Origin of the sequence: Paenibacillus sp. FSL K6-1318, assembly GCF_037976905.1 — a bacterium.
In the GTDB taxonomy this organism is placed as follows: domain Bacteria; phylum Bacillota; class Bacilli; order Paenibacillales; family Paenibacillaceae; genus Paenibacillus; species Paenibacillus amylolyticus_A.
On record NZ_CP150270.1, the window covers coordinates 4,144,059 to 4,156,529 of the forward strand.

Sequence of the window (12,471 nt, forward strand, 5' to 3'; positions counted from 1 at the left end):
GAAAGATCCCGTATCAAGACGGTCATTCTTTTGATCCTCGAAAAGAAACGATTACTGTTTTTGAATCTCCAGAATAACATTGTTCAGGAGATACAATACAATATTATCATTATCTCTGAGAGATTGCACGCTTAAAGTATTGTCACCCTGGTGAACAAATACACTTGATCCGAGTGCAAAACGATAGTTTGTGTCAGCTGTCGTTTCCCGTTTAACCAGAATCTGGTTGCCCACGCCATCATAAGACCAGAATTGTTTGCTCATGACAGTCAGCACTCTGAAGCGTGTGGAATTATCCGTATCTTTTGTCATTTCGACACGATCTCCAACCGTAAGACTCGTCAGTGAAGTTAATGTAGAGCCAGATTTAACGACTTTAACCGAACCGCTAACAGGCACCGTTTCAGTCTGACCGTTAAACTGCTTGAGCGTTACGGATGAAGCATCCACTGCTGTAACTTCAGCCAGCGTACGCTTCACGACTTGAACTGCTTTTGGCGTAGCTCCTTCAAACGTTACATTAATCAGGTTGCCTGCTGTCAGTTGTGAAGGCGTGATCGTCTGACCACTCTCTCCAGTCAGTACCGCTTGATCCACGTAGAACTGACTTGTCAACAGATCCGATTTCACTCGAATACGACCATTCGCTTCCAGGGCAACCACTTCAAATTGAGCCACAGTGTTCAGCGCAACCTTCTGCACCACATCCTGATTTGCTCCAAGTGTTACAGTAACGTTGTCACCGATCTTCAAATCTCCCAGACTTGCGCCCGATTTATTATAGATTTCAACCGTAGGAGCGGTAGTATAAGGTACTGTGATCGTCTGATTACCAGACAGCAAACTGATTTTTTTGCCAGAAGTATCAATGTTGCTGATCGTACCTTCGTACTTGTAAATCACCTTAACGGACAACGCACGTGTTCCCACATAAGTCAGATCCAATTTGCGACCATCATTTAAAAGCGACTCCAGACCAGCGAGTGTAGGTTTCGTCGTATTGTAATCCAGTTTGGTTTTCTCATCCAATGTAAATACAAACGGCTTCTTGTTGTTGTCCAGTACAGTAAGTACCTTTGTTTTACTGTTGTAAGATACAACCGTTACCCCGTTCATAGGTTCCATTTGACGTCCAATGACCTGAATACGCGTTACCTGATCGTCAGAGTTCAATGTCAGCTCCACCTGATCCCCGTTCGTTGCATCCGTGATCAGATCATTCAACGTTGCATCCTGAATGCCATTGATAATGACTTCCGGCTTTTCAGTCAGCAGTTTCGCTTCAAGGGAACCCCCTTCACGTTTGAACGTTAACGTGGACTGGTTGCCACCGATCTCAACCAATGTTCCGCGTACAGATTGCTCCACACCTTGAGACAATGCGATGGTTTGCAGAACACTATCCTTTACGGTGTATTTCACGGCACTGCCGGCTTTGAGATCAGCCACTGACAAAATACGGTTTTGATATGTGATAATCAGATTGTCATTGTATGCAAACTGTTCTGTAGCACCCGCTGCATTAACAAGCTTGATCGTTTTGCCAGAAGTAGACACTTCAGCAATGACACCATTGTCACTCTTGTTCACAATGCCGGATTTCACACGAATAACGACTGTTTTTTTGTCAGCCGAGAACGTCTCCCGCTGTACTTCGATGATGCTATCTGCTGTAATATCGGACAGTTTGATTGCATTACCATTCTGATCAATGAATGCAGTTGCCTCATCATAACTGTACGTTTCGTAATTTTCGCCTACAAAGATACCAATTTTATTTCCTGACAATGAACGCGCAAAAGTCCCCTCAACGCTTTCCACCTGCGGTGTAGCATCAACGACTTCCACATAGGAAGCCACACCTGTAGAACCTACAATCTGAACTTTTGTATACAGCTTCACATCGGTGGATGAAGCACGAGTTTCACTGTCTTTCGTAAAGTAAGGCGTACTGCTGTTCACTGCGAAGTTAACGGCTTTGCCGTCCACAACCAGCGTGATCTGCCCATCTTTCAATCCAGTCACATAACCCGTGGATGTGTTGGGATACGCTGTATCCGTCAACGATTCGCCACGACTGAAGAATGTAGCGAGTTGAGCACGGGTTACGGAACCGGTTGGATTGAATTTGTTGCCTTCTACACCTTTGGCCAGATCCAGGCTAACAGCCAGATTGACATAACCTTTACCACTTTCGGAGATATCTGCATTATCAGCAAATCCGGTAGATTGATTGTTTTGAGCCTTGGCTTCAGCATCCTTGTCCAATGAACGGATTAACAATTTCGTAATCCATTCCCGTGAAGCCGGTTTTTGACCCCAGGATGTCTTGGATACATCCACCGTTGATTCTTCCGTCTTATCAATCAGTCCCAGTTGAAGCGCCAGCGCGACATATGGCTTGAAATAATTTCCCACTTCCATGTTTGTCGGTAATGCCGCAGCCGTGTCGGTATTCAACTGGCCCTCTTGATTCATAAAACGGATTGCCATCGTTACAGCTTCTTGCTGTGTTACCGCGTCTCCTGGACGGAACAGGCCGTTATTACCGAGAAGAATACCTTGATATGCCAGTTTGTACACATGTTTCTCAGCCCAGTATCCGACCTTGATGTCACTGAACAAACCAGTTGGTGCAGCCGTATTCGTTATTGCAGCAGTCTGACCCTGCCCCGTTTCTGTTGATTCTGCTGCCATGGCAGCTCCGCCGGCGCTAAGGGCCATCATGCCTGCAAGCACGGCTGATACTACTTTTTTAGAGTGTGATGGATGGTTATATTTAAAAGTCACCTATGATTCCCCTCTCTCATGTAAAACGACCTATATTCCGTGGCTTCACGGTACGACAGCATGCTGTACAGCCTATTCGGATCTTGTCATTGGATGTTCAAGATCCACATGGCCCATCAGACTCTCGGACTGCTGACCGTCCACCAGTAAGTCAAGTGATTTAACTTCATCAAACTGGAAGAATGTTTGTTTTAGAGCATCCAGCGCATAGGATTCTCCACCTGCACCAAGACGTGCCGTATCCGGCAAATGAATATCCAGCGTAAGGGCTCCATCCTTGAACTGAACAGATTTCAATTCAATTTCTTTCGCCCACAGTGGAACAAGTTTAGCGTCTTTGCTCTGTTGCAGTGATTCAAAGGCAGCCTTGTATTTGGCATCATCCGATGCATATGAAATCTCTGCCGAAGCTTTGTGCAACTCCAGTTCTTCTTCATCCGTATAGAATACAGTGATTGTTTTCTTTTGATTACTTTCAGAAGTTACTGGCGTCTCCGTAGACGTTTCGCTTGGCGGAGTAGTTGTAGTCGTTCCCTCCGAGCTGCCTTCTGTCGATTCTGTAGGTGTTGTGTTCTCTTCAGGTTCAGCGGTTACCGGTTCGGTAATTGTTTCGCCTTCAACCTCGGTCACATTGGTCTCGGTTCCTGCGCCTTGCGACTGATTCGGAGCAGCTGTTGGCTTGCTTCCACATCCAGCAGCAACTGCCATAACTGTTACCAGCAAGGCTGCAATCCATATTTTCTTGTTCATTCTAACTCCGCCTCCTCAACATAAGGGCTTGTCCCTTATTTAATTCCCAGATACTCCTTGATTCCTGCAACAATGCCTTTGGCAACGCTGTTCTGGAAACTCTCTGTGAACAGGGCTGCTTCATCACTCTTGTTGCTAAGGAATCCACCTTCCAGCAGAACTGCTGGCATTGTCGTTTCACGGGTTACATGGAGACTTGCCGTTTTCACTCCACGATCTTTCAGTCCGGAAGACTGCAAAAGATACTTGTGCATCACTGTAGCAAGTGCTTTGCTGTTGGAGCGTGTATAGAATGTCTCTACACCGTTCGCAGCAGCAGGGCCACTATTAGCATGAATGGAGATGAAGATATCCGCTTTTATGTCTTGTGCAATCTTCACACGTTCTTTTAATGCCAAAAATGTATCATCGCTGCGCGTTAACACAACGTCAATTTTGGATTCTTTTTTCAACAAGGCTTCCACTTTCAGTGCCATTGCCAGATTGAAGTCTTTTTCACGTTTGCCTGTTACACCGATTGCCCCAGGATCCTGATCTCCATGACCTGCATCAATAACGACAACTTTTTTGCCATTATCACCAACTGGAGGAGCAGGTGTACCACTTTGATTATTGAGGTCAACCATGATTAGTCCGGAATCATTTTGCACACTGTACCCTTTTGAACTGGACAGATCGATCACAAAACGAAGTGTAGATGGACTGTTGCTGTATAACGAGTAACGAATCTTAGACACATCCGGATAGCCGCTAACGACGAGTTGTCCATTCTGGTTGCTGTCTAGAGCCTGTCCTTCACTGAATGAATCAGCAAATGCGGTATTCGGCAAGTCTATTACGATTCGATCCGGTCCTGTCATCGTGAAGACGTTCGGCTTCGTACTTCCGCTTGTTGCAATCATGAAGCGGTTGTCGCTGAAGCTGATGCCGTTCACCAGTACAAGACCTTCCTGATCCGATCCTCCGCCTTCATTGCCAGAGTTCGGAGGTGTGGTTGTCCCGTTTCCGGAACCTGAATTCTGGGTAACTAATGTTACCGTCTTCGTGGTATTGTTCCAACCCACCTTAAGACCCATTTCCTCACCAATAAATCGGAGAGGCACGAGTGTAGTACCATTTTTCACGAGTGGCGGGGCATCCAGGTTTACGTTACTGCCGTTCACCGTTGCCGTCTTCTGTCCAACAATCATCTGCATGGCAGTGTTGTCTTTGCTAATAGTCACCGTTTGCGTTTGTTGCTTCCACTCCACGCTATACCCAAGATTTTCAGACACAACCCGGATCGGAACCATCACCTTGCTGTTGATAATTTCCGCCTTCGTATCCGATGGCTGTACGATTTCTTTTCCGTCTAGGATAATTTTCGTGTCTGTTGCTGCATGACTATAGCCCGGGAAAACGAGCCCAAAGACAAATAACAGTACCAAAAAACCGAACTTCTTCATCCTTCACCCCTACCATTCTCATATTTTTTTGCCGCATGTTGTCATTTTCCAACTCCGACTGACCGCTTGGGCATTACCAGACACCTATTAGACGCCCTTCGCTCTCAAAAGTTGCGAATATATTCCAACATAACAGAAAAAAAACGTTGTCAGATCAAGCTTTTTTTACATTTTAATGTCTGTTTTTTTCCTTATTTATCAAATATACATCTCTAAACAACGTACTACCCTAACCTTCATATTTGCGCACAATCTACTTTACAGTCCCAAAAATTCAACAATTCCGTCTACAATCGCCTGTGCACATTTGTCCTGGTATTCTTCGGTGAGCATAACTGCTTCATCCGTTGGGTTGCTTAAAAAACCAAGTTCAAGTAACACAGCAGGCATGGTTGTTTCCCGGGTCACATGCAGACTCGCCGTTTTAACGCCACGATCCTTGAGTCCTGTTACCGGCAAGACATATTTGTGAAGAGTGTCAGCCAAAGTCTTGCTTTCTTTGCGGCTATAAAGCGTTTCAATGCCGTTTGGTACGGGTGTGGTGAATTTGTTTCCATGAATGGACACAAAAACATCTGCCTTATTCAATTCAGCAATATCTACGCGCTGTTTAAGCGAAAGCTCTGTATCATCCTGGCGTGTAATGACCGTCTGAATATCTTGGTATTGTTGAAGAAGTGCCTGCACCTTCAGCCCTACAGCCAGATTGAAATCTTTCTCATAAGCTCCTGACAAACTCACTGCCCCAGATTGGCGACCACCATGTCCCGGATCAATGACCACAATCGTTTTGCCATCATTCGTAGGTACTGCCGGTTGGCTTTTAGGTTCTCCACTCGTGGCTGTCAGGTCAACGAGCAAGACATTGTTATCTCCAACAGACCATTTGGCTGTGGCCGTCTGACTTAGATCCAGAACGACACGAACGGTGGAAGGCGTCTTGCTGAACATGGCATACCGAACTTTGGAAACGAGGGGTGAGTCCGTAACGAGAATTTGTCCACTGCCATCCGCGTTAGAGGCTTGTCCCTGAATGAATTCCTGAGAAAATGTCGCTGCAGGCAGATCAACAATGATGCGGTCTGGCCCACCAAGACTGGATACTTTGGGGCTAATATTGCCGTTTGTCGCTACAATCAAGCGATCTCCGCTGAAGCTGATGCCTTGAAGTTCTGTCAGACCGTCCGGGACAGGCGTCTCGACGGGGTCACTGTCACCTTCCGTTCCAACGACGGGAGGAATACTAAATAGGCTTACTGTCTTGGTTCCATTGTCCCAGCCCACACGCAGCCCCATCCCTTCCCCGACAAAGCGTAAAGGAACAAGTGTTGTTCCCTGTTTGATTAGTGGGGGCGAATCCAGGTTCACCACGGTTCCATTCACTGTAGCTGCATCCTTGCCAGCCGTCATTCGAATCATGCTGTTTCCTTTTTGAACCTGGACTGACTTGGTTGCCTTCTCCCACTTCACCTCATAACCCAGGTTCTCGGATACAATTCGAATCGGAACCATGACCGTCTTTCCGATATTTTCTGCAGGTGCTCCCGTCTGCTGATTAATGGTTACACCGTCGAGCACAATCGAGGGCGTGGTGTCTGCATGGGCCATGACTGGAAATAAACATAGGAACAGAAGAAAAACGACTGCTGCCGACCATTTTTTCATACCTCATCCACCATTCTTTTGTCTTTTTAACATCCGACCTGATTCTCTGCAGCGTAACATCAATGACGCTATGTAACCTTCCATAATCTACTAATCAGTTTATCAGATATTTCCCCTTCATCCGGTTACAACGTTGTCATATTCAGTCGGAAATAAGATGAAAAAAGAAGATCACATTCAAGCAAAAGATCACTTTTCACATGAATGTATATCGATATCGTTTCAAGGATGTCATATATTGACGATATTCCCTCTATTAATGTAACTTTAAAGTATACATATATTGGCACAGGAATCTGCTAAAAAAAGAGATTTATTAGATGAAAAATACGGCTAGGAGGGAAATGAATGCTCACCCTATATAAGAAAGAAACAAATGGCAAGATACTTTATGCGGAATACTGGATTGAAGAAGGACAGGTTGTGGAACATCTCGGTACAGTTGGAACTTATGGCACAACGACCAGAACAGACTGGCCTGGTTCGTATCGTGATGAGGCTGAATACAAAAGTGATTTTCTAACGCGCTTCACAGATCAGGGCTATGAGGAAGCGTCCAATCAGTACGGTTACGTATTGCTTATCCAATATCCCATGAAGAGTATGTCAGGAAGTAAACGTAATCTGTGGCTCAAGGATAAGGCTAGTGAGGCACTGATCAGTGAGTTGGGCTGGAAAGGGCTGGGCGTTGTCGATGGGCACGATATGGGCAAGACAGCAAATCCAGTCACGGCGTTCGCATTGAATATATACTGCTATGTTGTGGATGAAAAACTCGGGATTCAAGCCATTAAGCGTGTGCTTAAAGAAATGCGACTGGACTACACACGGATCAAAATTGCATCCAGAGAACTGGAGAATGACGGGGAGTACCTGTTGAAGTATTCGGCCAAGAAGGATCAGGAGTTCTACGTATAGATGACTCATTAATATAAATTAGCTTCTGAAATCACAAAAAGCTTCTGCTTCACCCGTAGGAACAAGGTTCCTTTGGGGAGGCAGAAGCTTTTTACTTGTCTGATACTTTAACGATTAACCGAACAGTTTTGCCGCGTGGCGCTGTTCATACGCAGCGATCTCATCATCATGTTGAAGGGTGAGACCGATATCGTCCAGTCCTTGCAACAGGAATTGACGACGATGCTCATCCAGATCAAAATCGATATGCAGTCCGTATGCATCAGTAATCGTTTTGTTTTCCAGATTCACATTCATCTCATAGCCTTCATGTTTAGCTGTACGTTGGAACAAGTCTTCAACTTGCTCTTCTGACAGCTTGATTGGCAAGATTCCGTTCTTAAAGCAGTTATTATAGAAGATATCCGCATAAGACGGAGCGATAACACAACGGAATCCATAGTCCATAATCGCCCATGGCGCATGCTCACGGGAAGACCCACAGCCAAAGTTGGCACGAGAGATCAGGATGGATGCCCCTTCATAACGAGGTTTGTTCATTTCGAAGGAAGCATTGTTGTTGCCCTCTTCATCAAAACGCCATTCATAGAACAAAAATTGTCCAAATCCGGTACGCTCAATCCGTTTCAGAAACTGTTTTGGAATGATTGCATCTGTATCTACATTGACCCGGTCTACCGGTGCAACGATGCCTTGTAATGTTTTGAATTCTTCCATATTAAACGTTCTCCCTTCTGTCTGTTATAGATTAGATCGCTGCTTCCGTTTTGAAATTCCAGTCCCGTACGTCCACAAAGTGGCCCTTAACCGCTGCTGCGGCTGCCATTGCCGGAGATACCAGATGCGTACGTCCTCCGCGTCCTTGACGTCCTTCAAAGTTACGGTTGGAAGTCGAAGCACAACGTTGTCCTGGCTTCAATACATCCGGGTTCATCGCCAGACACATGCTGCATCCCGCATCACGCCATTCAAATCCGGCTTCCGTAAAGATTTTATCCAAACCTTCTTTTTCAGCCTGGATTTTAACACGTCCTGAGCCTGGTACAACAATCGCTGTAACCTGACTGGATACTGTGTGGCCTTTAGCCACTTGTGCTGCTGCACGCAGATCTTCGATCCGTCCATTGGTGCAAGAACCGATAAATACATAATCAATTGGAATCTCGGCGATTGGTGTTCCCGGTTCAAGTCCCATATATTCAAGCGCTTTTTCAGCCGCTTTACGTTCGTTTTCAGTAGGCAGTTCAGCCGGAACAGGAACTTTCGAAGAAATGTCGGTTCCCATACCTGGGCTTGTTCCCCAAGTTACTTGCGGAATCAATGTTTCCACATCAATTTCAACCACATGGTCGAACTCCGCACCCTCATCTGTTACAAGCTGTTTCCAACCTGCTACAGCTTCATCGAACTTGGCATCCGCTGGTACATATTCACGTCCACGCAGATATTCGAATGTTGTTTCATCCGGCGCGATCAATCCTGCTCTTGCTCCACCTTCGATGGACATGTTGCAGACCGTCATACGCTCTTCCATGCTCAACTCACGGATGGATTCGCCTGTGTACTCAATAACATAACCTGTTGCAAAGTCTGTACCGTATTTGGCGATGACTGCGAGGATCATATCCTTCGCGGTTACACCCGGGTTACGTTTGCCGACGAAACGAACTTCCATCGTTTTGGCTTTTGCTTGTTGCAAACATTGGGTTGCCATAACGTGCTCAACTTCACTTGTTCCGATTCCGAATGCCAGTGCGCCAAACGCACCGTGTGTGGACGTATGACTGTCACCACATACAATCGTTTTGCCCGGGTGAGTCAGACCCAGTTCAGGTCCCATAACGTGCACAACGCCTTGATCAATCGTGTCCAGATCATACAATTTCACGCCGAAATCACGACAGTTTTGTGAAAGTGTATCAATTTGTTGTTTGGAGATTGGATCTGTAATGTTGAAACGGTCTTTCGTTGGAACGTTGTGATCCATTGTTGCAAATGTCAGCTCAGGGCGACGAACTTTACGTCCACTCAGACGAAGTCCTTCAAATGCCTGCGGAGAAGTTACTTCATGCACCAGATGCAGATCGATATACAGAATGCTTGGTTTGCCTTCTTCTTGATGAATTACGTGATTTTCCCAAATTTTCTCAAACATCGTTTTTTTACTCATCATTTTCACCTCATCATAAGTTCGGTCCTTGGAAGAGCCTCGTGTTTTCCTTTAAAAAGTGAAGCTCTTGAATGACATAAATATATCACCCTGTCCTTCATTGTTCCAAGATATAATATCTATAGATGTAATAGGTTTAACCTATAATGAGGGAAAGACAAATAAACCACTGCTCATAGCAGAGGTTTCAATTGATAACAATTATCATTATCATATAAGTCTTATACTACGTTCCCGTCTCTACGCTGTCAATGCTTTTTATCTAGAACAAGAAAAAAACAGCCCTGAATCCAGAGCTGCTTTGCTAGTTTCTGTTATGAAATGAAAATTATCATATCAACATCTTCTATAGAGAGTACTTGTCCGACTACTGTATTACAAACCGTTATTCGCAATCACATCTTTGTACCAATAGAAACTCTTCTTGCGTTTTCTCTCCAGTGTTCCATTGCCGTCATTATCCTGATCTACATAAATAAAGCCATATCGTTTCTCCATCTCTGAAGAAGAATAACTAATCAGATCAATCACTCCCCAACTGGTATAGCCCATCAGTTCAACACCGTCCAGAATCGCTTCATGCATCTGTTCAATGTGAGAACGGAAATAATCAATACGATACTCATCCTGAATGCTACCATCAGCTTCGATCGTATCTACCGCTCCAATTCCATTTTCGACGATAAACAAAGGCACCTCGTAACGGCTGTACAGTTCATTCAGTGAGATGCGCAGACCTACCGGGTCAATCTGCCAGCCCCAATCATTTGTTTGGAGATACGGGTTCTTCACCCCTCCAGTTGTATTGCCACTCACCTGCTCCAATCGGTCGCCATCCACACTTGATACCAGGGACATATAATAACTGAATGAGATAAAGTCCACAGTGTGTACTTTCAGAATCTCTTCATCCCCCTCAAGCATATCCAGGATTATCCCTTTTTCGGCAAAAAATCTCTTCGTAAAATATGGATACGCTCCCCGCACCTGCACGTCCGTAAACATAAGATTGAATTGATTATCCCGGGAAGCAACGAGTACGTCTTCGGGATTACATGTATGAGCGTATGTTGTCAGTTTGGTAAGCATACATCCAATCTGAGAGCCAGGAATGATCTCATGACAGTATTTGACTGCGAGCGCACTTGCTACAAATTGATGGTGCAACCCCTGATATACGGCCTGCTCCACATTCTCAAAACGTTCCGGAACAATGCCGCCACTGGTAAACGGATGACGAACAATGCTGTCAATTTCATTAAATGTAATCCAATACTTCACTTTATCCTTATACCGAGTGAACACGGTTTTGCAAAAGTGAACAAAATAATCGACGACTTTCCGATCCGTCCATCCACCATGGTGATTCACTAGATACATCGGCATCTCGTAATGCGACAACGTTATCAGAGGTTCCATTCCTTGTTTCAGCATGCCATCAATAACGCGGTCATAGAACTGCAAACCGTCTTCATTCGGCTCTGTTTCGTTGCCATTTGGGAAAATTCGAGTCCACGCAATAGATAGACGCAACGTTTTGAGACCCATCTCCCCAAACAGGGCCAGATCCTCCTCGTAGCGGTGGTAGAAATCAATGCCTCTGCGCTTCGGATATTCTCTGTCCGAGGTAGACTCCATCGCAGCCTTGATCTGTTCTTCATTGATCGCATTATGTTTTTTATACTCACTCTTGGCTACACCTTTTCGATAGATGGCAATGTCGGCTGTAGATAGACCTTTGCCACCCAGATTCCACGCTCCTTCTGCCTGATTGGCTGCAATCGCTCCTCCCCATAGAAAATCTTCTGGAAACGTTCTTGTTGTATTGGTCATTGTGTATTCCTCCTTGGATTATCTCTTTGACTCTTTCATTCTTGCTTAATTACGACTCATGACTCGATTAATATGAATAATTAGATACATCATTTCCTCATTGGAAATCGTATGTTCAAACCGGGCTTCAATATATTCCTTGATTAGAAGTACGCAGGCTTCTTCCTGCGGGTATTTATTCGCAATCTGCTCAAAGAGCTCATGATCCTGCGTGTTTAACGTTTTATGCTCAAAAAGCCGTTGAATGAAGAACTGCAAATGGGTCAAAAAGCGTGAATAGTTGATGCTGTGTGTATCCAGCTCCACTTGATAGTGAATCTTGATAATATTGAGTACATCCTTGACTGTATTGGTCATCATCATGACCTGATTCATATTGTCATCATTCTGCTGGGCATTAACGAGATGAAAGGCGATATTCGCCGCTTCCTCTTCAGGCAGAGAGAGACCAAGCTGTTTTTGAATGAGAGACAGGCCATGCAACCCGATACTGAACTCCTGCGGATAGAACTTTTTCACTTCCCACAGCATTCGGTTCTGGATCGTCATATTGTCCTTGAATCGCTTCATAGCCATATACAAGTGATCCGTTAATGCGACATAGAGATGATCACTCAGATGGCGGGACAATGTATGTTTGGCATAGGAGATGATTTCGTCAGCCAGAATCAGATATTCTTTTGGCGTTTCCTTCATCAGGGCGGTGAGATCTGAAGAGATCGTTTCATTTTCAAGGACATAGATCTTCTCGATCTCATCCTCACTCACGACATCTCCCGGTTTGCTCCTGTAGCCAATGCCCTTTCCCATCACAATAATTTCCTTGTCGTCCTCACCACGTCTGGCGAGAACAATGCTCGAATTCAGTATTTTTACGACTTCCATATCAGGCTGCCTGCC

At 45.1% G+C, this 12,471-nt stretch carries 9 protein-coding genes; 1 reads left to right on the forward strand and 8 read right to left on the reverse strand.

Annotation, left to right across the window (positions count from 1 at the left end; genetic code table 11):
* Positions 1-51: 51 nt before the first annotated feature.
* The 4 genes from NYE45_RS18225 to NYE45_RS18240 form a co-directional block, all read right to left on the reverse strand.
* Entirely contained in the window at positions 52-2,790 is a 2,739-nt protein-coding gene (locus tag NYE45_RS18225) for an S-layer homology domain-containing protein (protein WP_340013534.1), read from the reverse strand.
* Between the two features lie 72 nt (positions 2,791-2,862).
* On the reverse strand, positions 2,863-3,540 hold the full coding sequence (locus tag NYE45_RS18230) for a GerMN domain-containing protein (RefSeq protein WP_340013535.1): 678 nt from the start codon (positions 3,538-3,540) through the stop codon (positions 2,863-2,865).
* A gap of 35 nt (positions 3,541-3,575) precedes the next feature.
* Positions 3,576-4,985 carry an N-acetylmuramoyl-L-alanine amidase family protein gene (locus NYE45_RS18235; protein WP_145148756.1) on the reverse strand — a complete coding sequence of 470 codons (1,410 nt, stop codon included), beginning with the start codon at positions 4,983-4,985 and terminating at the stop codon, positions 3,576-3,578.
* Between the two features lie 258 nt (positions 4,986-5,243).
* On the reverse strand, positions 5,244-6,650 hold the full coding sequence (locus NYE45_RS18240) for an N-acetylmuramoyl-L-alanine amidase family protein (RefSeq protein WP_340013536.1): 1,407 nt from the start codon (positions 6,648-6,650) through the stop codon (positions 5,244-5,246).
* 348 nt (positions 6,651-6,998) lie between these two features.
* Here NYE45_RS18240 and NYE45_RS18245 point away from each other — a divergent pair, with 348 nt between their 5' ends.
* The gene (locus NYE45_RS18245; protein WP_340013537.1) at positions 6,999-7,568 is read left to right on the forward strand and encodes a hypothetical protein; all 570 of its coding nucleotides are present in this window, start codon (positions 6,999-7,001) and stop codon (positions 7,566-7,568) included.
* 114 nt (positions 7,569-7,682) lie between these two features.
* On the opposite strand, the gene leuD is transcribed toward NYE45_RS18245, so the two are convergent.
* The 4 genes from leuD to NYE45_RS18265 form a co-directional block, all read right to left on the reverse strand.
* Complete coding sequence (leuD, locus tag NYE45_RS18250; RefSeq protein ID WP_076331427.1) at positions 7,683-8,285, reverse strand: 3-isopropylmalate dehydratase small subunit; 603 nt, start codon at positions 8,283-8,285, stop codon at positions 7,683-7,685.
* Positions 8,286-8,316: 31 nt separating this feature from the next.
* Complete coding sequence (leuC, locus tag NYE45_RS18255; protein WP_340013538.1) at positions 8,317-9,738, reverse strand: 3-isopropylmalate dehydratase large subunit; 1,422 nt, start codon at positions 9,736-9,738, stop codon at positions 8,317-8,319.
* Between the two features lie 375 nt (positions 9,739-10,113).
* Positions 10,114-11,571, reverse strand: coding sequence for a family 1 glycosylhydrolase (locus tag NYE45_RS18260; RefSeq protein ID WP_340013539.1), 1,458 nt, complete (start codon positions 11,569-11,571; stop codon positions 10,114-10,116).
* A 45-nt stretch (positions 11,572-11,616) separates the two neighbouring features.
* Positions 11,617-12,456 carry a PRD domain-containing protein gene (locus NYE45_RS18265; RefSeq protein ID WP_340013540.1) on the reverse strand — a complete coding sequence of 280 codons (840 nt, stop codon included), beginning with the start codon at positions 12,454-12,456 and terminating at the stop codon, positions 11,617-11,619.
* Positions 12,457-12,471: the final 15 nt, after the last annotated feature.

What these genes read in the sequence shown, in the direction of transcription:
- NYE45_RS18260 (WP_340013539.1), bottom strand. Translation starts at nt 11,571, where the DNA reads ATGACCAATACAACAAGAACGTTTCCAGAAGATTTTCTATGGGGAGGA.
- NYE45_RS18245 (WP_340013537.1), top strand. Translation starts at nt 6,999, where the DNA reads ATGCTCACCCTATATAAGAAAGAAACAAATGGCAAGATACTTTATGCG.
- leuD (WP_076331427.1), bottom strand. Translation starts at nt 8,285, where the DNA reads ATGGAAGAATTCAAAACATTACAAGGCATCGTTGCACCGGTAGACCGG.
- NYE45_RS18265 (WP_340013540.1), bottom strand. Translation starts at nt 12,456, where the DNA reads ATGGAAGTCGTAAAAATACTGAATTCGAGCATTGTTCTCGCCAGACGT.
- NYE45_RS18240 (WP_340013536.1), bottom strand. Translation starts at nt 6,650, where the DNA reads ATGAAAAAATGGTCGGCAGCAGTCGTTTTTCTTCTGTTCCTATGTTTA.
- leuC (WP_340013538.1), bottom strand. Translation starts at nt 9,738, where the DNA reads ATGAGTAAAAAAACGATGTTTGAGAAAATTTGGGAAAATCACGTAATT.
- NYE45_RS18235 (WP_145148756.1), bottom strand. Translation starts at nt 4,985, where the DNA reads ATGAAGAAGTTCGGTTTTTTGGTACTGTTATTTGTCTTTGGGCTCGTT.
- NYE45_RS18230 (WP_340013535.1), bottom strand. Translation starts at nt 3,540, where the DNA reads ATGAACAAGAAAATATGGATTGCAGCCTTGCTGGTAACAGTTATGGCA.